This window comes from Sphingobium sp. RSMS, assembly GCF_005406185.4.
Taxonomy (GTDB): domain Bacteria; phylum Pseudomonadota; class Alphaproteobacteria; order Sphingomonadales; family Sphingomonadaceae; genus Sphingobium; species Sphingobium fuliginis.
In genome coordinates this window covers 942,825-962,783 of sequence record NZ_CM191257.1, presented here as the reverse complement: position 1 = coordinate 962,783, position 19,959 = coordinate 942,825, and the positions used below count along the sequence as shown (strand labels likewise).

General features: G+C 65.9%; 18 protein-coding genes and 1 pseudogene. 12 read left to right on the top strand and 7 right to left on the bottom strand.

The genetic code is table 11. The features are described from left to right. The first annotated feature begins 3 nt into the window (after positions 1-3). Together gyrA and EGM87_RS04455 are read left to right on the top strand one after the other, a co-directional pair. Positions 4-2,739: a DNA gyrase subunit A gene (gene gyrA, locus EGM87_RS04460; protein WP_025552080.1), complete on the top strand. Its 2,736-nt coding sequence runs from the start codon at positions 4-6 to the stop codon at positions 2,737-2,739. Further along, entirely contained in the window at positions 2,736-3,083 is a 348-nt protein-coding gene (locus tag EGM87_RS04455) for a DUF952 domain-containing protein (protein WP_025552078.1), read from the top strand. The genes gyrA and EGM87_RS04455 overlap by 4 nt, the downstream gene beginning before the upstream one ends. Here the strand turns inward: EGM87_RS04455 and EGM87_RS04450 are convergent, their stop codons facing one another. The 3 genes from EGM87_RS04450 to EGM87_RS04440 form a co-directional block, all read right to left on the bottom strand. After that, positions 3,084-4,226 (bottom strand): acyltransferase family protein, encoded by a 1,143-nt coding sequence (locus tag EGM87_RS04450; protein ID WP_137709746.1) that lies wholly within the window; start codon positions 4,224-4,226, stop codon positions 3,084-3,086. 304 nt (positions 4,227-4,530) lie between these two features. Next, entirely contained in the window at positions 4,531-5,049 is a 519-nt protein-coding gene (locus EGM87_RS04445) for a TPM domain-containing protein (RefSeq protein ID WP_171010027.1), read from the bottom strand. Between the two features lie 5 nt (positions 5,050-5,054). Then, complete coding sequence (locus EGM87_RS04440; RefSeq protein ID WP_137709748.1) at positions 5,055-6,173, bottom strand: glycosyltransferase; 1,119 nt, start codon at positions 6,171-6,173, stop codon at positions 5,055-5,057. Between the two features lie 53 nt (positions 6,174-6,226). On the opposite strand from EGM87_RS04440, the gene EGM87_RS04435 reads away from it, so the two are divergent. The 7 genes from EGM87_RS04435 to EGM87_RS04405 all read left to right on the top strand — a co-directional run bounded on the left by EGM87_RS04435 (position 6,227) and on the right by EGM87_RS04405 (position 12,801). Then, positions 6,227-7,120: a lysophospholipid acyltransferase family protein gene (locus EGM87_RS04435; RefSeq protein ID WP_137709979.1), complete on the top strand. Its 894-nt coding sequence runs from the start codon at positions 6,227-6,229 to the stop codon at positions 7,118-7,120. 41 nt (positions 7,121-7,161) lie between these two features. Then, positions 7,162-7,806 (top strand): phosphoribosylanthranilate isomerase, encoded by a 645-nt coding sequence (locus EGM87_RS04430; RefSeq protein WP_137709749.1) that lies wholly within the window; start codon positions 7,162-7,164, stop codon positions 7,804-7,806. Positions 7,807-7,896: 90 nt separating this feature from the next. After that, entirely contained in the window at positions 7,897-9,138 is a 1,242-nt protein-coding gene (gene trpB, locus EGM87_RS04425) for a tryptophan synthase subunit beta (RefSeq protein ID WP_137709980.1), read from the top strand. A gap of 129 nt (positions 9,139-9,267) precedes the next feature. Next, a complete protein-coding gene (gene trpA, locus EGM87_RS04420; RefSeq protein ID WP_137709750.1) occupies positions 9,268-10,098 on the top strand; it encodes a tryptophan synthase subunit alpha in 831 nt (276 codons plus the stop codon). Next, entirely contained in the window at positions 10,095-10,946 is an 852-nt protein-coding gene (gene accD, locus EGM87_RS04415) for an acetyl-CoA carboxylase, carboxyltransferase subunit beta (protein ID WP_044662102.1), read from the top strand. The genes trpA and accD overlap by 4 nt, the downstream gene beginning before the upstream one ends. A gap of 23 nt (positions 10,947-10,969) precedes the next feature. Continuing rightward, on the top strand, positions 10,970-12,292 hold the full coding sequence (locus EGM87_RS04410; protein ID WP_137709751.1) for a bifunctional folylpolyglutamate synthase/dihydrofolate synthase: 1,323 nt from the start codon (positions 10,970-10,972) through the stop codon (positions 12,290-12,292). A 68-nt stretch (positions 12,293-12,360) separates the two neighbouring features. Next, positions 12,361-12,801, top strand: a complete 441-nt coding sequence (locus tag EGM87_RS04405) for a DUF6628 family protein (RefSeq protein WP_137709752.1) — start codon at positions 12,361-12,363, stop codon at positions 12,799-12,801. Here the strand turns inward: EGM87_RS04405 and EGM87_RS04400 are convergent. After that, positions 12,786-14,102, bottom strand: a complete 1,317-nt coding sequence (locus EGM87_RS04400; protein WP_137709753.1) for an AmpG family muropeptide MFS transporter — start codon at positions 14,100-14,102, stop codon at positions 12,786-12,788. The two genes, EGM87_RS04405 and EGM87_RS04400, sit on opposite strands and share 16 nt — an antisense overlap. A 93-nt stretch (positions 14,103-14,195) precedes the next feature. Further along, positions 14,196-14,654: a response regulator gene (locus tag EGM87_RS04395; protein WP_025550502.1), complete on the bottom strand. Its 459-nt coding sequence runs from the start codon at positions 14,652-14,654 to the stop codon at positions 14,196-14,198. A 161-nt stretch (positions 14,655-14,815) separates the two neighbouring features. Between EGM87_RS04395 and EGM87_RS04390 the strand changes: the two genes are divergently transcribed. Next, positions 14,816-15,727: a pseudouridine synthase gene (locus EGM87_RS04390; RefSeq protein WP_137709754.1), complete on the top strand. Its 912-nt coding sequence runs from the start codon at positions 14,816-14,818 to the stop codon at positions 15,725-15,727. 59 nt (positions 15,728-15,786) lie between these two features. Then, positions 15,787-16,335: a 16S rRNA (guanine(966)-N(2))-methyltransferase RsmD gene (gene rsmD / locus EGM87_RS04385; RefSeq protein WP_137709755.1), complete on the top strand. Its 549-nt coding sequence runs from the start codon at positions 15,787-15,789 to the stop codon at positions 16,333-16,335. Positions 16,336-16,541: 206 nt separating this feature from the next. On the opposite strand, the gene EGM87_RS04380 is transcribed toward rsmD, so the two are convergent. Together EGM87_RS04380 and EGM87_RS04375 are read right to left on the bottom strand one after the other, a co-directional pair. Beyond that, positions 16,542-17,015, bottom strand: coding sequence for a Fe-S oxidoreductase (locus EGM87_RS04380; protein WP_253719141.1), 474 nt, complete (start codon positions 17,013-17,015; stop codon positions 16,542-16,544). Between the two features lie 136 nt (positions 17,016-17,151). After that, positions 17,152-17,547: pseudogene (locus EGM87_RS04375) on the bottom strand (GFA family protein). Between the two features lie 106 nt (positions 17,548-17,653). Here EGM87_RS04375 and EGM87_RS04370 point away from each other — a divergent pair. Further along, entirely contained in the window at positions 17,654-19,930 is a 2,277-nt protein-coding gene (locus EGM87_RS04370) for an ATP-dependent helicase (RefSeq protein WP_137709757.1), read from the top strand. Positions 19,931-19,959: the final 29 nt, after the last annotated feature.

The following is a 19,959-nucleotide window of genomic DNA, read 5'->3' as shown; positions in this document are numbered from 1 at the left end:
GCATTGACCGACGAGACTGCCCTCGCCGACCCTTCGGACATCAGCCCCATCTCCATCGTGGAGGAGATGAAGGCGAGCTATCTCGACTATGCCATGTCGGTGATCGTCGCCCGCGCCCTGCCGGACGTGCGCGACGGTCTGAAGCCGGTGCATCGCCGCATTCTCTTTTCCGCCCATGAATCGGGCTTCACCTACAACAAGCCCTATCGCAAGTCGGCCCGCATCGTCGGCGACGTGATCGGTAAATATCACCCCCATGGCGACACGGCGATCTACGACGCATTGGCGCGCATGACCCAGGACTGGTCGATGCGCGTGCCGCTGATCGACGGGCAGGGCAATTTCGGCTCCATGGACCCCGACCCGCCGGCGGCCATGCGCTATACCGAAGCGCGGCTCGCCAAGGTGACGAACGCCCTGCTGGACGATCTCGACAAGGACACCGTCGATTTCCAGCCGAACTACGACGCTTCGGAAAGCGAGCCGCAGGTCCTGCCCGCGCGCTTCCCCAACCTGCTGGTCAACGGCGCGGGCGGCATCGCGGTCGGCATGGCGACCAACATCCCGCCGCATAACCTTGGCGAAGTGATCCGCGCCTGCCTGGCCTATATCGACAACACCGGCATCACCGTGGACGAACTGATCCAGATCGTCCCCGGCCCCGACTTCCCGACCGCGCCGCTCATCCTCGGCCAGTCCGGCGCCCGCAGCGCCTATCATACCGGCCGCGGCTCGATCATGATGCGCGCCCGGCACGAAATCGAGGAAGGGCGCGGCGACCGCCGTTCCATCGTCCTCACCGCCATTCCCTATCAGGTCGGCAAGAACGGCCTGGTCGAAAAGATCGCCGAAGCGGCCAAGGACAAGCGGATCGAGGGGATCAGCGACATTCGCGACGAATCGAGCCGCGAAGGCGTGCGGATCGTCATGGACCTGAAGCGCGACGCCACGCCCGAAGTCGTGCTGAACCAGCTGTGGCGCAACACCCCCGCCCAGTCGAGCTTCCCGGCCAACATGCTCGCCATTCGCGGCGGCCGCCCGGAACTGCTCAACATCCGCGACATCATAGAGGCGTTCGTCCGCTTCCGCGAAGAGGTCATCACCCGCCGCACCAAATATGAACTCAACAAGGCCCGCGACCGCGCGCATATCTTGCTGGGCCTCGTCATCGCGGTCACGAACCTCGACGAAGTCGTCCGCATCATCCGGGGCTCGGCCAGCCCCGCCGAAGCCCGCGAAACCCTGCTCGCCCGCGATTGGCCGGTGGCGGAGATCGCGCCCTATCTGCGGCTGGTCGAAGCGATCGAAACGGAAGTCAGCGGCGACAGCTATCGCCTGTCGGACACGCAGGTCCGCGCGATCCTCGACCTGCGCCTGCATCGCCTGACCGCGCTCGGCCGGGATGAGATCGGCAATGAACTGGCGGAACTCGCCGCCGCCATTGCCGAATATCTCGCCATCCTCGGGGACCGCGTGAAGCTCTACGCCGTGATGCGCGAGGAGTTCGAGGCGATCGAGCGCGACTTCGCCACCCCGCGCCTGTCGGAGATCACCGCCGCCGCCGACGGCATAGACGACGAAGACCTGATCGAGCGGGAGGAGATGGTCGTCACCGTCACCGTGCAGGGCTATATCAAGCGCACCCCGCTGGAGAGTTTCCGCGCCCAGGCGCGCGGCGGCAAGGGCCGCTCCGGCATGGCGACCAAGGATGAGGACGCGATCACCGAATTGTTCGTGACCTCCACCCATACGCCGGTCCTTTTCTTCTCGACGGCGGGCAAGGTCTATCGCCTCAAGGTCTGGCGCCTGCCCGAAGGCGGCCCGGCGACGCGCGGGCGGCCGATGGTGAACCTGCTGCCGCTCGGCCCCGGCGAGACGATCCAGACCGTGCTGCCGCTGCCCGAGGATGAGGAGAGCTGGAAGGATCTGCACGTCATGTTCGCCACCGCGAACGGCACGGTGCGCCGCAACAGCATGGACGCCTTCGCCAACATCCCGTCGAATGGCAAGATCGCGATGCGCTTCGACGATGAAAGCAGCGACCGCCTGATCGGCGTGGCGCTGCTCACCGAAGAGGATGACGTGCTGCTCGCCACCCGTCAGGGCAAGGCGATCCGTTTCCAGGCGACGGACGTGCGCGAATTCCAGAGCCGCACCTCCACCGGCGTGCGCGGCATGACGCTGAAGAAGGACGATGAGGTCATCTCGCTCTCCATCCTTCATCGCGCCGGCATCAAGGATCAGGAAGAACGCGACGACTATCTCCGCTTCGCCCCCTGGAAGGCGGAGAAGGAAGGCTCGCCGCAGATGAGCGCGGAACGCTTTGCCGAACTGGCGGCCAAGGAACAGTTCATCCTCACCGTCTGCGCGAACGGCTATGGCAAGCTGTCCTCGGCCTATGACTATCGTCGCACCGGACGCGGTGGGCAGGGCATCACCAATATCGACAATATCGGCCGCAACGGCCCTGTCGTCGCCAGCTTCCCGGCGCGGCACGGCGACCATCTGATGCTCGTCACCGACCAGGCCAAGCTGATCCGCATGGGCCTTGAATCCCTCCGCGTCATCGGTCGCAGCTCGGCGGGCGTGCGCCTCTTCAACGTGTCCGACGACGAGCATGTCGTCAGCGCGGCGAAGATCGAGGAAAGCGACGAGGAGACGGAGGTGAGCACCCCCGCCGGCCTGGAAGTCAGCCCGGACGTCAGCCCCGAAGCCGATCCGGACCTGGCCGAAGAGTGACAGACCTCTTCGCCTACAAGATCCTGACCGGGGATCAGTATGACCAGTTGAAGGCGGACGGCGTGTTCAAGGGCGCGCCGGTCGATCTTGCAGATGGCTATATCCACATGTCGACCCGCGAACAGGCCGCCGAAACCGCCGCCAGGCATTTTGCGGGGCAGGACCATCTGGTGATGCTGATGGTCGACCTGGCGCCTTTCGGGGACGCGCTGAAATGGGAAGAGTCGCGCGGCGGCGCCCTCTTCCCGCACCTCTATGGCGACCTGCCGCTCAGCGCCGTTGCAGGCAAGGTGGTCCTGCGCCTGGACGAGCAGGGCAGGCATCTCTTTCCGGCGGGTTTCTGATCACCGGCCTCTGGCGCGACGCGCCCGCGCGGCAGGCCGCGGCGCCGTCATGACCCCCTGCGCCCTGACAGCCATGGCGGGATGATGCAATAGTCCGTCGATCCTGCGCACCCATGCCGGTGGCGGGACCGGCCGGCGCAGTCCCAGCAGGCCCAGCCGAACGATTGGCGAGCTTCTTTCGAGCAGCAGATAGAACAGGACCGGGACCGCCAGCGCCGCCACGATGCGCACGGAGGCGGGCCACCATGGCTGCGTCTCGATCAGCACCATCCTGTGCATGAAGAGGATCACGAGGGACGCCCGTCCCAGCAGGGCGAATTTGCGGCCGATGCCAAGCGGCCTCAGCGGCCCCGATGCCAGCCACCGGCTCAGCCACACGATCATGTGCGACCATCCGATCGCCCCTGCGACGCTGGTCAGGGCCGAGCCATAATGGCCGAACTTCATGTCCATCGGCAGGATGAAGGGCGTCAGCAGCAGCGTCACGATGGCGATCAGCAGGTGCACCGGGCCTTCGAGCACCGGCTCGCCTCCCAGCAGGAAGGTCGATGCCCAAAGGCTGCCGATGCCGAGGAAGAATATCGCCATGGGCAGCACCGCCATATTCCACGCCAGCGAATAACCGCCCAGCGGACAGGCGATGACCAGCATCAGCAGGAGCAGCGGGATCAACCGCACCCCGCACCCCTCCCCCATGCGCCGGGCCATGGCGTTGAAGGCGACCTGCGCCCCGAAAAGGACGGTGATGAACCAGGCCGTTCCGAACCAGCCGGTAAGCTGCCGCCCGCCGAACAGCATGCGCCGGGCCAGCAGCAGGTCGGAATGGAAGATCGCGGACCAGCTTTTCCCATCCAGCATCATGCCGGCGTCCTGCATGCCCGTCAGCAATGTGAGGAAGCAGCCATAAGGCAGCAGCAGGGAAAAGACGCGCTTGTAGATCAACTGCGCGGACGGTTCGGAATGATAGGCTATGCCTGACAGGATGAAGAACAGCGGCATGTGGAACAGGTAGATCCAGTCATGCAGCCGCCCCGTGACCGCATGGCCCACCACGACAGTGACGATGCCAATTCCCTTGGCACAGTCCAGCCACTCCCAACGTTGTGTCGCGCATTGCATCGATGACGCCTTTCGCTCGCTCATCGTGCGCCCGATTTTTCTTTGTTGGATAGGCGTTTCCGGCGTCGAAAGCCATTAAGGGCGATCGCCTAGGGTATGTGGGTATTCAGTTCAGGGTGGAGCGAAAATGGTGGATTTCGAGAACCGGCGCGGAGCGTACTCAAAGTACGTGAGCACTGGAAGCGCAGAAAGCCGCCACTTGCAGCCCGCCATGGGCTGAATCCCCACACAGCCTAGGACAATTCGCAAGCGACGGAATAGCCGCTGGCCCGGAAAGAGCGGAGAAATACGGGAACAGAGCGGCTGCCCCTGGCTGAATGGAGGGCGCTCAATCCAGCCGCTCGATCAACGCGTCGACACCGGCGTTCACGCCGCCGTAAAGATCGCCCTTCCGGAAATGGGGGATCATCTTTTTGTCGATGACGCCCTGGCAATAAGCGTCCGTCAGCACGCTTTCCAGCCCGAAGCCCACGGCTATGCGGACCAGCTGCTCGTTCGGGGCGACCAGCAGGACCACGCCATCGTCATGGCCCTTGCGCCCGATGCCCCACTGGTTCGCCAGATCGGTGGTGAACGATCCGATCTCCGCCCCGTCAAGGGACGCCACGGTGGCGACAACCATCTGGTGCCTGGTCGATCGCTCCAGCTTTTCCAGCTTCCGGGACAGCGCTTCCTCCTGCCCCACACTGAAAATACCGGCTGCATCGGTCACCCGCCCGGCCAGCGCCACGGCCGGTTTGACAGGCCGGGCCGTTTCCTGAGGCGCCGTTTCCTGAGACGCCGTTTGCGCTTTCAGGCCGGGGATCGCCAGCGCAGCGGCGCAGAGCAGCAGAAGGCGGACCGGCATGGCCCTCATCCCACCCTCTCCATCCGCGCGACCTTTCCGTTCCTCATCCAATAATCATAGCCGCCCCATCTGATCCGGCTGGAGCAGGCGGCCGCCAACTGAATTCCCCAATGCGCCCAGCACACGGCAAATGGCGCCAGCACGTCCCACCGGAGCGACCGCCGCGCCGTCCGCGCCTGGCCGGCTTCCAGCACGCCCGCGACGATCCGCCGCCGCGCCAGCGCCCGGCCGAGAGCCGCTGCATAACCCACCGCCACGGCGCTCCAGCCGCCCCATCCCGCCGCCCAGACCCAGCCCAGCGCCTGCACGCCCGCCACGGCGCAGGCGATCCCCCACATGCCCGGACTGTTGGTCAGGACATGGCGATACTGCCGGACGGCGAAAGCCAGCGCCCCTTGCCGCGCCAGCGGACTGGCGACCAGCAGATCGCGCACCGGCCGCAACCGCAGCTTCGCCCGCCATCCGGCCAGCCCGATCGCCATGTCGTCGGACAGCCGCCCCGCCAGCGCGGCATCCAGTTCCAGCCGCTCCGCCGTCTCCCGCGTCAGCGCCATGGCCCCGCCCCAGGGCATGGTCGCGCTCGCGGCTCTGGGCAGAGTCGCCAGTTGCATTTCAACCGCGCCCACCAGCGCAGCCGCCACGCCCGCTTCGGGCAACAACAGCCGGTATCCCGTCACGATGTCGGCCTTTCCCCGCACCAGGGGAAAGAGCAGCCGACCCACCAGCCGCGGCGGCGGCATGATGTCCGCATCCACGAAAACCAGATAGCGATCGGCCTCCCGCAGGGAGCGCAGGGCCGCGCGCAGCTTGTGAACCTTCTGCCCCTCGTCCCCGGCGATGCCGGCACGAACGAGCTGCACCCAATCCCCCTCGCGCGCAGCCATCGCCTCCGCCGCCGCGCATGCGCCGGAGGTGGCGACCACCAGCCGGAACCGGGCCGTCTGCGCCTTCAGCCGCGCGATGAGACCGGGGCTCCCATCCCAATCGTCCCGCACCGACAGCAGCATGACGACGCCCTCCGGCGCCTCCTCCTGCCGGTCCGTCGGCAGATGCCGCCAATAGTTGAGCACGCCGATCACGCTCAGCCCCTGCAGGATCACCCAAAGCCCCAAGGCCCAACTCATCGCAAATCCAAGCCCTTTACCGCCCCGACCGCTGCTGTATGACGGCAGGCGCGATGCTCTCCAACCCCTTTCTCTTCACCCTCCTCCGTATCCTTCCGGCATCCCTCGCCTCCTGGCTGGGAGGCTGGCTGTCGGCCAATGTCGCGCGCAGGTCCATGAAATTGCGGGATGAACGAGCCCGCAGGAACCTTGCCGTCCTGCGCCCCGAACTGGACCAGGCGACCCGGGAGAGGATGCTCACCCGCCGCTGGTTCAATCTGGGCCGCACCATGGCCGAACTCGCCAACGTGGACCGGCTGGTGAACGACCGGCACGTGACCATCGCTGACGAGGCAGCCTATCGGGAAGCGCTGGCTTCGCCCCGGCCGATGATTTTCCTGACGACCCATATCGGCAATTGGGACCTGCTAGCCGCTCATCTCAAGGCGTCGACCGACCGCCCCGGCCTGGGCGTCTACGATCCGCCGGACAATGCGGCGCAGGCCGCGATGCTGAAGCGGGCGCGGGAAAGCTATATGGGGGAAGCGATCACGGGCAGCAGCGGCGCGGCCCGCGCGATCCTGCGGCACCTTTCGGAAAAGGAGCGCCCGATGCTCTATATCCTCGTGGACGAAAGGCGCGACCGGCAGGTCTGGTTTCCCCGTTTCGGCCGCGACCTCGAACCGTCGGGCAATCTTTCCATCGCCCTGCGCCTCGCCCGGCGCAGCAATGCCCGCTTCCTGCCCTTCACCCTCGCCCGGACGAAGGGCGCGCACTTCCATCTCGACTGGCACCCGCCGCTCGACCCCAAGGCCATGGAGGAGGCGGAACTGCTCGACGCCATCGACGCCTATCTGGGCAAGGCATGCATCGACCATGCGGACCAATGGCTGGCGTTGCACGATATGGACCTGGCGGCTGCTTCCCCCGCCCTTGTGGCTTCCCGGAGCGAACAGGTGGCGGGATGAAAGCGGTTCTCACGCCCTGCCGCACCCGCTAAAGCGCCCCCATGTCCCGACTCGCCATCAAGATCTGCGGTCTTTCGACGTCTGACACGGTCGGCGCCGCCATGCGCGCGGGCGCCACGCATCTGGGATTCGTACATTTCCCCAAAAGCCCCCGTCATGTAGAAGCGGACCGATTGCGCGCCCTGGCAGCGCCCGTCCCGTCCCATGTCGGGCGCGTCGCCGTGCTGGTCGATCCAACCGACGAGACACTGGCCGATCTCAGCGCCACGGGCGCCCTCACCGCCCTTCAGCTACATGGGAAGGAAATTCCCGAACGCGTGGCGGCCATTCGTCAGCGCTTCGGCATTCCCGTCTGGAAAGCCATTCCAGTGAAGACCCGCGCCGACATCGACGCCGCGGGCGCCTATGCGGGCGCTGCCGATTTCATCCTGTTCGACGCCAAGACGCCCGAAGGCGCGGCTCTCCCCGGCGGAATGGGCCTGCGCTTCGACTGGACGCTGCTGCGCGGCGCTTCCCTGTCGTTGCCCTGGGGTCTTTCCGGAGGCCTTGGCATCGACAATGTGGCCGAAGCCGTCCGCATCACAGGCGCGCCGCTGGTCGATGTTTCGTCCGGCGTCGAAAGCGCGCCCGGCATCAAGAGTGTGGACAAGATCATGGCCTTCTGCAATGCGGCGTCGGCATGTTGACGAAGAGCATCCTTTTAGAACGTATCGGCCTTCGATGGCGTTGATCACTTGCCCAGGTGATCCAACCCCATGACTGAAGAGATAGAAGCGATGACCGACAGCATTACCCTGCCCAACAGCCTGCGTTCACAGCCCGACGCCTCCGGCCATTTCGGTTCCTTTGGCGGCCGTTATGTGGCCGAAACCCTCATGCCGCTCATTCTGGAGCTGGAGAAGGTCTACAGGGACGCCAGGCAGGACCCGGCCTTCGACGCCGAATTCACCGAATTGCTGCGCAGCTATGTCGGCCGCCCGAACCCGCTTTACTATGCCGGGCGCCTGACCGAAGCGCTGCGCGCCGAAGCCGCACCGGGCAAGGGCGCGAAAATCTATCTGAAGCGCGAGGAACTGAACCACACCGGCGCGCACAAGATCAACAATTGCATCGGCCAGGCGCTGCTCGCCCGGCGCATGGGCAAGAAGAAGGTCATTGCCGAAACCGGCGCGGGCCAGCACGGTGTCGCCACGGCGACCGTCGCCGCCCTGTTCGGCATGGAATGCAAGATCTTCATGGGCGCGAAGGATGTGGAGCGGCAGAAGCCCAACGTCTTCCGCATGAAGCTGCTGGGCGCGGAGGTTATCCCCGTGGTTTCGGGATCGCAGACGCTGAAGGACGCGATGAACGATGCGCTGCGCCATTGGGTGTCGAACGTGCACGACACTTTCTACATCATCGGCACGGCGGCCGGGCCACACCCCTATCCGGAGCTGGTGCGCGACTTCCAGTCCGTCATCGGCCGGGAAGCGCGCGAGCAGATACTGGAACTGGAAGGCCGACTGCCTGACATGCTGATCGCGCCGGTCGGCGGCGGTTCCAACGCCATCGGCCTGTTCCATCCCTTCCTCGACGATGCGGAGGTCAAGATGATCGGCGTCGAAGCGGCGGGCGAAGGCCTGGCCGGCAAGCATGCGGCGAGCCTGGCCGGCGGCAAGTCGGGCATATTGCACGGCAACCGCACCTATCTGCTCCAGGACGAAGACGGGCAGATCACCGAAGCGCACAGCATCTCCGCCGGTCTCGACTATCCCGGCATTGGGCCTGAACATAGCTGGCTGCATGAAATCGGCCGTGTCGAATATATGCCCATCACAGACGACGAAGCGCTCGCCAGCTTCCAGAAGCTCTCCGCGCTGGAAGGCATCATCCCCGCGCTCGAATCCGCCCATGCGATCGCCAGCGCGGAAAAGGTCGCGCCTACGCTCGACGCCGACCGGATCATCGTCGTCAACCTGTCCGGCCGCGGCGACAAGGACATCTTCACCGTGGCGAGCGCCCTGGGGGTGGAGATATGACCTCGCCCGCCATATGTCTTGCTCCTGCGAAGGCAGCAACCCCGTTCAACCGTCACCTGTTCACGCGACCCGTGGACCGGGCTGCCGCCTTCGCGGGAGCGCGTTGCGTGTCGGGTTTGGGAATTCGATATGACCGTTGACCGCCTCTCCGCCCGCTTTGCCGCCTGCAAATCGCAGGGCCGCGCCGCGCTCGTCACCTTCGTGACGGCGGGCGACCCCAGCGTGGCCGACACCCCCGCGATCCTCGATGCACTGGTCGAGGGCGGCGCCGACATCATCGAACTCGGCATGCCCTTCACCGATCCGATGGCGGACGGCCCCGCCATCGAACTGGCGAACCTGCGCAGCCTCGGCTCCGGAACGAAGACGAAGGATATTTTCGCCCTCGCCAGCGCCTTCCGCGCCAGGCACCCTGAAACCCCGCTGGTCCTGATGGGCTATGCCAATCCGATGCTCGCGCGGGGCCCCCAATTGTTCGCCGACCAGTGCAGGGCCGCGGGCGTCGACGGCGTGATCTGCGTCGACGTGCCGCCGGAGGAAGACGCCGAAATCGGTCCCGCCCTGCGCGCGGCCGGCATCCACCTGATCCGCCTTGCCACGCCGACGACCGACGCGGCCCGCCTGCCGGCCGTGCTGAACGGCGCCAGCGGCTTCCTCTATCATGTCGCCGTCGCAGGCATCACCGGCAAGCAGCAGGCCGCCCAGGCTGCCGTCGAACAGGCGGTGGCCCGGCTGAAGACCGCCACCGACCTTCCCATCGCGGTGGGATTCGGCGTGCGTTCCGCCGAACAGGCTGCCGCCATTGGCCGCGTGGCCGACGGCGTGGTGGTGGGGTCCGCCATCGTCGACATCATCGGCTCGCACGGCGACGCCGCCGCCCCCTTCGTCAAGGAGTTCGTCGCTGCCCTTCGCGGCGCGCTGAACGCCAACAGCCCTCATTTCCGGGAGACCGCCGCATGAGCTGGATCAACCGCGTCCGCAACGCCCTGCCCTTCATGGCGAAGAAGGAAACCACCGCCGAAACGCTATGGCACAAATGCCCCTCCTGCGCCGAGATGATCTTCATCAAGGAGTGGGAGGACAATCTTTCCGTCTGCCCGCGCTGCGACCATCATGGCCGCATCGGACCTGCGGAGCGGTTCGAACAGATACTCGATGCCGGTTTCATCCTGCTGCCGACCCCGCAGGTGCAGGAAGACCCGCTGAAATTCCGTGATTCCAAGCGCTATCCGGACCGCATCAGGGCCGCACGCGCCGCGACGGGCGACCAGGACGCGCTGATCAACGCGCGGGGCGCCATCGATGACGTGCCGCTTGTCATGGGCGTGCAGAATTTCGCCTATATGGGCGGTTCCATGGGCATGGGCGTCGGCGCCGCCTTCATCCAGGGCGTCAACGAAGCCATTGCCCATAAATGCCCCTATGTGATCTTCACCGCAGCGGGCGGCGCGCGCATGCAGGAAGGCATACTTTCCCTCATGCAGATGCCGCGCTCCACCGTGGCCATCCAGAAGCTTCACGCGGCGGGCCTGCCCTATATCGTGGTGCTGACCGATCCGACGACCGGCGGCGTCACGGCCAGCTACGCCATGCTGGGCGACATCCAGATCGCGGAGCCCAATGCGCTCATCGGATTTGCGGGCCAGCGCGTCATCGAAAGCACGATCCGCGAAAAGCTGCCCGACGGCTTCCAACGCGCGGAATATCTGCTGGAGCACGGCATGCTGGACATGGTCGTCCATCGCAGCGAACTGCGCGACACGCTGGCTCGGGTGATCGGCTACCTCGCCCCTCGCGCCGCGGCCTGAGGTCATCGGGGAGACCAGCGCCGATGGCCGACCACGCCGTCTCCGACGATCCGGCCGTCCAGGCCCAGCTCGACCGCCTCGCAACGCTGTCGCCGGGCGCGGACATATTGGGTTTGGACCGCATCGCCCGCCTGCTTGACCGCATCGGCAACCCCCATCGCGCCCTGCCGCCCGTCTTCCACGTTGCGGGCACCAACGGCAAGGGCTCGACCTGCGCCTTCCTGCGCGCCGCGCTGGAGGCGGACGGGAAGACGGTCCATGTCTTCACCTCTCCCCATCTGGTCCGCTTCAACGAGCGCATCCGCATCAGCGGCAAGCTGATCTCCGACGAGGCGCTGGCTCATTACCTCTCGCGCGTGCTCGACGTTGCGGAAGGGATCGGCGCCAGCTTCTTCGAAGTCACCACAGCCGCCGCTTTCCTTGCCTTTTCCGAACATCCAGCCGACGCCTGCATCGTGGAAGTGGGCCTTGGCGGCCGCCTTGACGCCACCAACATCATCGAAAAACCCGTGATCTGCGGTATCGCGCAGCTTGGCCTCGACCATCAAAGCTTCCTCGGCACCACGATCAGGGAAATCGCCGCCGAAAAGGCCGGCATCGCCAAGCCCGGGGCGCCGCTGGTGACGCAGCGCTATGCCGACGCGCTTTTCCCCGTGATGCTGGAGGCCGCCGCCCGCAACCGGACCCACTGGTTCGCCATGGGCGAGAGCTGGGACGCGGCGGCCTACCGGGATCGCCTCCATTATCGCGACGATCAGGGGCGGCTCGACACGCCCTTGCCGCGCCTGCCCGGCGCACACCAGATCCATAATGCCGCCCTCGCCTTCGCCATGCTGCGGCACCAGAATGTCGTGCCCGTCAGCGAAGCCGCGTTGAAGGCCGCTCCGCTCTGGGCGCATTGGCCGGCCCGCCTGCAAAGGCTGGACCATGGTCCCTTGCTCGCGCCTCTTCCCGAAGGGACCGAGGCCTGGCTGGACGGCGGCCACAATGCCGGAGCGGGCGAGGCGATCAGCGCCTTTTTCAGCAGCGAGCGGCTTGAGGGGCATAAGCTCGAACTGATGATCGGCATGCTGTCGAACAAGGAACTGGACGCCTATCTCCATCCCTTTGCCGGCCGGATTGCGCATATCCACGCCCTGCCGGTGCCAGGTCACGATCATCATCCGCCGGAACGCTTCGCCGCCGTTGCCGATCGGTGGGGCATTGCCTGCACCGCGCATGCGGGCCCCGAAGACGCCATTGCCGCCGTCGCCGCTCAGCCGGGCCGTGAACCCAAGCTGCTGATTTCCGGCTCGCTCTATTTGGCCGGAGAAATTTTGCGACTGAACGGTCAATATCCCGACTGAATTTACTTGCGATTGACTCGCAATAGCGTACTCTTGCCTTCCGACGACAAGGCAGAAGGTACGAACGCATGGCCCATGGAGAGTCCCCCTCCCTCGATCAGCCCCGTCCGCTTCCCGGCGGCTACGGCAACCGGCTGTTCCTCTATGTGATGCGCCGCATGGCGACGGCGGGGGTCAACGATGCCCATGCCGCCAATGCGATGCTGGGCGCCTTCGGCCGCAGCTATCGCCGCCCGCTCGTGCTGATGCGGGCGATGATGCTGGAACTGGCGCGGACATCCAGCCGCAGGATATTGATCGCACCCTGCTGTTGTTCGCGCATGACGAGCGACGAGGCGCTGATGATTCAGGCGATCGGCAGCGCGCTACGCAGCCCCCGCTCGGCTTATGACGATGTCGCCGCGCTACTGGGCAATGACCATGCCTTGGGCGCGCTCACCTGCCTGCAAGCGGTCGCCCAGGCGCATCGCGACCTCGGTCGGCCACTTGACCTTTACGCCGGGGGCTGAGGCGCTGCCGCGCTCCCGACACTGGCGTCGATCAACCCTGCGCGCATCATCAGCCAGAACAGGACGATGCCCGGCACCGCCAGCGCCGTGGTCAGCAGGTAGAAATCGACATAGCCGAACCGTTCGATCATCGCGCCCGCCGTCGTCCCCGTCAGGAACCGTCCGACGATGCTCGCAGCCGCCGAAATCAGCGCATATTGCGCGGCGGTGAAGCGCAGGTCGCAGAGCGCGGAGAAATAGGCGACCACCGTCACCCCGCCGATACCGCTCGCGAAATTTTCGAAGCCGATCGCGCCGGCCATGCCCCAGTTGCTCTTGCCCAGCGCCGCCAGCAGCGCGAAGCTGAAGTTGGAGACGCCCATCAGCAAGAGGCTGACCAGCACCGAGCGCTTCATCCCCATGCGCGCATACAGCACGCCGCCGACGAAAATTCCGATCAGATAGGCCCAGAAGCCGATCCCGACGTCGTAGATGGCGATTTCATCATTGGTGTAGCCCATATCGTCGAACAGCAGGCGGAAGGTCAGGTTGGCCAGCGTATCCCCGATCTTGTGCAGCAGGATGAACAGCAGCACCAGCCAGGCGCCGCGCCGGCGGAAGAATTCCACCAGCGGCCCCGCGATCGACTCCCAGACTTCGCCCAGACCCCGCCGCGCCGTGGGTTCGCGGTGCCGCTCCGGCTCGCCCAGCACCAGCCCGGTCAGCATCGCGGGAAGCGCGAATATGGCGCAAGCCAGATAGGCGCCATGCCAGCCGATCCGGGCCGCCAGCACCAGCGCCAGCGCACCCGCCGCGACCGATCCGATGCGCCAGCCATATTGCGACATGCCCGACCCGACGCCCAATTGCTCGGGCCGCAATGTCTCGATCCGGTAGGCGTCGATCACGATGTCGAAAGTGGCGCCGGCGACGCCGACCAGGATCGCCGCATAGGCCGTCTGCAAAAGGCCGGTGGTGGGATCGACCAGCGCCAGATTGGCGACCGCCGCCATCACGAACAACCCCGCGACCAGCAGCCAGCTCACCCGCTGCCCCAGCCGGCCGATGACCGGCAACCGAACGCCGTCGACGACCCAGGCCCACAGCCATTTGAGATTATAGACCAGGAAGGCAAGGGTGAAGGCTGTCACGGCCTTCTTGTCGATGCCGTCCTGCGCCAGCCGGGTGGTCAGCGTCGCACCGATCATCGCATAGGGAAAGCCCGACGATATGCCGAGAAAAAATGCCCCCAAAGGCGCCTTCTGCACATAGGGCTTCACCGCATCCAGCCAGTTGGCCGAGCCCTTCGCGATGTCGGTCATAAATTGGTGCGCCCCCGGGAATGATTATTCGGGCCACCATATGGGCAAATGCGGTGGAGGCAAGCCGTCCGGCAATCTTATATCGGGCCCGGATCAGGCGGCGTCCTCGAACAGGTGAAGACCGTCGGGAAAACGGGGCAATGCCTTTCCCCGAAGCAGGGCATCCACGACATCGATCGCCGCCAGCAGATCGCGCGGCGCATAGGGCTTGGCCAGGCATCCCAGGGCCATTTCCCGCGCGTCGACAGGGCAGGCCCCCGTCACGAACAATACCGCCACGCCTCTGCCCGCGGCAAAGCGCGCAAGATCGATGCCGGTCTTCTCCCCATGCAGGGTCACGTCCGCGATCACCAGATCGACGCTTTCCTCCTGCATGATGGTGACTGCATGGGCATATTCGTCGACGGTAGCGGCCACGCGATAGCCGGCCATTTCCAGCACATGCTCATTGTCGAAGGCGACCAGCGGTTCGTCCTCGACCACCAGCACGCTGCGTATGGCCTTGCGCCGCCCCCGCGCTTCGGCTTCCCCTTTTACCAGCCCGAAAAACATTTGCCGATCCGCCCCATTTGCGCCATTCACCCGACCAACGTGCAAGGCCCCGAAGGGGTTTCCCGTCGTCCCGGCGCATGGGCGCAAGGACAGCACCATTCGTCAATTTCCCGGCCTTCCGGATATGGGAAGGCCACCCTGTTTTGAAAAGGAACTCTTCCGTGGAACCGCCGAAAAAATCTGGGCCGCCCCGTCGGCCGGGCTCCGGTGGTCCCAGGCGTCCGACGGGCGCCAAACCGGCGCCGGCATCACGCCCGGCCCGCCCGCCCGTGAAGAAGACCAGGACGGCGCCCGCAAAGCCCGCCAATCCCCATCCTGCCCGCGCTGCCGCCGCCGCCAGCGGCAAGAACGAACCGCAGCGCATCGCCAAATTGCTCGCCCGCGCAGGCGTCGCCTCCCGGCGGGAGATCGAGCGGATGATCGAGGAGGGACGGATCACGCTCGACGGCGAAGCGGTGTCCACCCCCGCCACCCTCCTCACTTCGCTGCACGGCGTCGCGGTCGACGGGAATCCGGTCGCCGCACCGGCACCTGCGCGCCTGTTCCTCTTCCACAAGCCGGCGGGTTTCCTGACGACCGAACGCGACCCCCGCGGCCGTCCGACCATTTATGACAAGCTGCCCGCCGACCTGCCGCGCGTCATGCCGATCGGCCGGCTCGACATGACGACCGAAGGCCTGCTGCTGCTCACCACCGATGGGGAGTTCAAGCGGCAGATGGAGCTGCCCTCCACCGGCGTCCCGCGCACCTACCGCGCCCGCGCCTTCGGTGAAGTCAGTCAGAACCAGCTGGAGGACCTGTTCGACGGGCTGGAGATAGACGGCATACGCTATGGCCGGATCGAGGCCAATCTGGAACGCCGCACCGGCCGCAACCAGTGGATCGAAATGACGCTGACCGAAGGCAAGAACCGCGAAGTCCGCCGCGTGCTCGAACATCTGGGGCTTCAGGTGAACCGGCTGATCCGCACCAGCTATGGCCCCTTCCATCTGGGCGAGCTGGCATCCGGCGCGGTCGAGGAAGTGCGGCAGCACGATCTGGTCGTCTTCCGCAAGAGCCTTGGGAAACCCTGACCCCCTCCGTTCGCCCTGAGCCTGTCGAGGGGCCCTTCTTTTCTGGAACGAGCCAGCCCATGAGAATAATTGCAGGCCAATGGCGGGGTCGCCCCCTTACCGCCCCCAAGGGCGACACAACACGCCCTACGGCGGACCGCACCCGGGAAACCCTGTTTTCCATGCTGTTGAGCCGGATCGGCTCCTTCGAGGGGCTGAGCGTTGGCGATTTCTTCGCGGGATCGGGCGCTCTGGGGTTCGAAGCGCTCTCGCGCGGCGCGGCAAGCTGCATCTTCGTGGAACAGGACCGCGCGGCGCTGGACGCGATCCGGGCCAATGGCGACAGGCTGGGCATCCGCCCCGACATTCGCCAGAGCAGCGTCCTGTCGCTGGGTCCGGCAAGCGAGCCGCTCGACCTCATCTTCATGGATCCGCCCTATCAGAGCGGCGCTGGCATGGTGGCGCTGGACAAGCTGAGCCGCCTGGGCTGGACCGGCCCCGCAAGCTGGATCAGCATCGAAACCGACCGGCGCGAGGATGTGGCGGTAAAGGGCTTTACCGTGGAGACGACCCGTGACGTGGGCAAGGCCCGACTGACGCTGCTGCGCGCAACGGAGCGCGCCGAATAGTCCAGGCGGATTGGGTGAAGTGATGGCGCGACGGACATGACCATGGGCCATCGCCACGGCTGCGCATTGCACCCAGCCTGCGACCCGGCATATCGGGAGCAGCCCCGGCGACCTTGCTGACGGTGCTCGACCGGCACAGCCTGACCGGGGGCGTGGCTGGACCGGGCTGGCGGCCATGATCGCCGCCATGCCCGGCCTGGCAAGCATCAACGCCGCTTGCGCATGGATTTGGGCGCTTCGCTCCGGTTGATGCAGCTATCCTGCACGGTCCTGCTGCACAGCGGATAATCCTTCTGCTCGGTCGGCGGCGGCGTCATATTGCCACCCACGGTCGCGGGATTGGCTGAGGTTCCGACAGGAGCGGAGGGATCACGCGGAACGCCGGCAGGAGCCGGTTGCATGCCCGTGTCCGGCGGCACGGCTCCGGTCGGCTGCCCCGCATTGGGATCGGCGGCTGGGGGCGGTGTCGCGGGCATCGCCGGAGTGGCCGGGCTGGCTGGCGTTGCTCCCGGTTCGGCGGGGGTCGCCGGCGTCGCGGGCGTCGCGCCCTGCTCGGGCGGAGGCGGCGTATCGGCGACGGGCGGCTGCGCCGAAGCCGGCATGTCCTGCGCGATCGCAATGCCGGTAACGCCGGTGCCGAAGGCCAATATGGCCGCACCTGCCAACAGGATCGATTTCATCGGGATCATCCTTTCCTTTGTTCTCGCCCCGTTCTGCCGTTTGGGCTGAACAAAGAACCGGATGCGCGATGCCTGCGTTCCGGCCCGGGCGACGAGCCGTTGCGGATGCGCCGCCAGACGATCCTGCCTGTGGGCCTCAGGCCTCGGGGTAGCGCTGGAACTTGGGCAGTTGATGCGCGCCCTCCATCCATGGCGCGGCCTCGGCAAATTGGACATGGATGGCTGGCGGCAGGTTCGACTGGTCGTCCAGCGTTCCGGTCTGGATGTCGATCATGCCGGGGAAAACGGCGGCATTGCGGTAGAAAAGGCCCGTACCGCAGGTTCCGCAAAATTCCCGCGTCACATTGTCGGAGGACCGGTATGCCACCGGCCGACCCGTCACCGTCACCTGTTATACAGGGAACAGGGCCCAGCCCACCATCGGCGCGCCCGCGCTTTTCCGGCAATCCGAACAATGGCACAGCGCGCTATAGGCCGGCTCGCCCTGCGCTTCGTAATGGATCGCCCCGCATTGGCACCGCCCCGAGAACATGGCCTTTACTCCTTGCATGATTCGCCTTTTGTTCTCATAGAAGGAGCGACGGTGCAAGGGCCGCCCGCCCTTGCCGCTTCCCGCCCGGCATCCTAGTTGATAGCGCATGACTCTGCCCGCTCCCTCCCCCGACGATCCCGCCTATCTCCAGGGGCTGAACGAACCCCAGCGGGAGGCCGTGCTCACGACCGAGGGGCCGGTGCTGGTGCTTGCAGGCGCCGGCACGGGCAAGACGGCGGCGCTCACCGCTCGCCTCGCCCATCTGATCGCCACCCGTCGGGCCTATCCTTCGGAAATCCTTGCAGTCACCTTCACCAACAAGGCGGCGCGCGAAATGCGGGAGCGCGTCGGCCGGATGATCGGCCCCGCCGTCGAAGGCATGCCCTGGCTGGGCACCTTCCACGCCATCGCCGCGAAGATGCTGCGCCGCCATGCCGAACTGGTGGGGCTGCAATCCAATTTCACGATCCTCGACACGGACGATCAGCTTCGCCTGATGAAGCAGCTCATCCAGGCGGAGGGAATCGACGAGAAGCGCTGGCCCGCACGCCAGCTCGCCGGCCTCATCGACCAGTGGAAGAACAAGGGGCTGACGCCGGAGGAAATCGGCGCCGGCGAGAGCGAGGGCTATGCCAACGGAAAGGGGCAGAAGCTCTACGCCGCCTATCAGGCGCGTCTTCGGGATGTGAATGCCTGCGATTTCGGGGACTTGCTGCTGCATGTTCTGACGATCCTGAAACGCCATCGGGACGTGCTGGAAAGCTATCAGCAGCGCTTCCGCTATATCATGGTGGACGAATATCAGGACACCAACAGCAGCCAGTATCTGTGGCTGCGCCTGCTCGCCCAGCAGCGCAAGAATATCTGCTGCGTGGGAGACGACGACCAGTCGATCTATTCATGGCGGGGGGCGGAAGTCGCCAATATCCTGCGGTTCGAAAAGGATTTTCCGGGCGCGAAGATCGTGCGGCTGGAACAGAATTATCGCTCGACCCCCCATATATTGGGCGCTGCGTCAGGAGTGATCGCGGAAAATGGCAATCGTCTGGGCAAGACGCTCTGGACCGACATCGACGTGGGCGAGAAGGTCCGCATCATCGGCGTCTGGGACGGGCCGGAGGAAGCGCGGCGCGTGGGCGACGAGATCGAATCGATCGAACGCAGCGGCCAATCGCTGGAGGGGGTCGCCATCCTCGTCCGGGCCCAGCACCAGACGCGCGAGTTCGAAGACCGCTTCATCCAGATCGGCCTGCCCTATCGCATCGTGGGCGGCTTCCGCTTCTATGAACGCGCCGAGATCCGGGATGCGCTCGCCTATCTTCGCCTGGTCAATCAGCCCGCCGATGACCTGGCGTTCGAACGGATCGTCAATGTCCCCAAGCGCGGCCTGGGCGACAAGGCCGTGGAAAAGCTGCATCGGCTTGCCCGGGCGGAGGGCGTTCCGCTTGCCGTCGCCGCCGCGCGAATCCTCGACACGGACGAAATGACGCCGCAGGCCCGCCGCAGCCTCGGCGCCTTCATCGGCGATCTCGCCCGCTGGCGGGACCGCGCGGTGCAACTTCCCCATGCCGAACTGGCCCGACAGATATTGGACGAAAGCGGCTACACCGCCATGCTCCAGGCCGAACGCACCGCCGAAAGCGCAGGAAGGCTGGAGAACCTCAACGAACTGACCCGCGCCATGGAGGAATATGAGACGCTGGGCGCATTCCTGGAGCATGTAAGCCTCGTCATGGACAATGAGGCGCAACAGGACGAGCGCAAGGTCACGATCATGACCATCCACGCCGCCAAGGGGCTGGAGTTCGACACGGTCTTCCTCGCGGGGTGGGAAGAAGGCATCTTCCCCTCCCAGCGCGCGCTCGACGAAGGCGGCCTCAACAGCCTGGAGGAGGAACGCCGTCTCGCCTATGTCGCGATCACGCGGGCGAGGAAGTCCTGCGTCATCCTGCACGCCGCCAACCGCCGCATCTATGGCCAGTGGACCAGCTCCATCCCTTCGCGCTTCGTCGGGGAATTGCCTCCCGAACATGTGGAGGAGGAAAGCAGCATGTCCGGCGGCGCCTCGCTCTGGCGCGCCAACTGGTCGGAGCGGGCCGATCCCTTCGCCAATGTCCAGCGCGGCACCGGTCGCGGCCCCGGGTGGCAGCGCGCCCAACAGAGCGGACAGTTCACCCGCGAACCCGCCCGGATCGTGGAGGCGCGCGCATCGGCGGTCTCGCTCGGCAACAAGGGGCGGGATGACATGAGCGTCGGCCTGCGCATCTTCCACCAGAAATTCGGCTACGGCACGGTGGCGGAGATCGAAGGCAACAAGCTGGAGATCGATTTCGAAACGGCGGGTCGGAAGCGGGTGATGGACAGCTTCGTTCAGCCTGCCTAGCCGTCAATCGAGCCTTTCCTCAAGACCGC

Coding starts and splice junctions, on each gene's coding strand:
- EGM87_RS04450 (WP_137709746.1), bottom strand. CDS start 4,226: ATGAGCGAGCGAAAGGCGTCATCGATGCAATGCGCGACACAACGTTGG.
- EGM87_RS04445 (WP_171010027.1), bottom strand. CDS start 5,049: ATGCCGGTCCGCCTTCTGCTGCTCTGCGCCGCTGCGCTGGCGATCCCC.
- EGM87_RS04440 (WP_137709748.1), bottom strand. CDS start 6,173: ATGAGTTGGGCCTTGGGGCTTTGGGTGATCCTGCAGGGGCTGAGCGTG.
- EGM87_RS04435 (WP_137709979.1), top strand. CDS start 6,227: ATGCTCTCCAACCCCTTTCTCTTCACCCTCCTCCGTATCCTTCCGGCA.
- EGM87_RS04430 (WP_137709749.1), top strand. CDS start 7,162: ATGTCCCGACTCGCCATCAAGATCTGCGGTCTTTCGACGTCTGACACG.
- trpB (WP_137709980.1), top strand. CDS start 7,897: ATGACCGACAGCATTACCCTGCCCAACAGCCTGCGTTCACAGCCCGAC.
- trpA (WP_137709750.1), top strand. CDS start 9,268: ATGACCGTTGACCGCCTCTCCGCCCGCTTTGCCGCCTGCAAATCGCAG.
- accD (WP_044662102.1), top strand. CDS start 10,095: ATGAGCTGGATCAACCGCGTCCGCAACGCCCTGCCCTTCATGGCGAAG.
- EGM87_RS04410 (WP_137709751.1), top strand. CDS start 10,970: ATGGCCGACCACGCCGTCTCCGACGATCCGGCCGTCCAGGCCCAGCTC.
- EGM87_RS04405 (WP_137709752.1), top strand. CDS start 12,361: ATGGCCCATGGAGAGTCCCCCTCCCTCGATCAGCCCCGTCCGCTTCCC.
- EGM87_RS04400 (WP_137709753.1), bottom strand. CDS start 14,102: ATGACCGACATCGCGAAGGGCTCGGCCAACTGGCTGGATGCGGTGAAG.
- EGM87_RS04395 (WP_025550502.1), bottom strand. CDS start 14,654: ATGTTTTTCGGGCTGGTAAAAGGGGAAGCCGAAGCGCGGGGGCGGCGC.
- rsmD (WP_137709755.1), top strand. CDS start 15,787: ATGAGAATAATTGCAGGCCAATGGCGGGGTCGCCCCCTTACCGCCCCC.
- EGM87_RS04380 (WP_253719141.1), bottom strand. CDS start 17,015: ATGAAATCGATCCTGTTGGCAGGTGCGGCCATATTGGCCTTCGGCACC.
- EGM87_RS04370 (WP_137709757.1), top strand. CDS start 17,654: ATGACTCTGCCCGCTCCCTCCCCCGACGATCCCGCCTATCTCCAGGGG.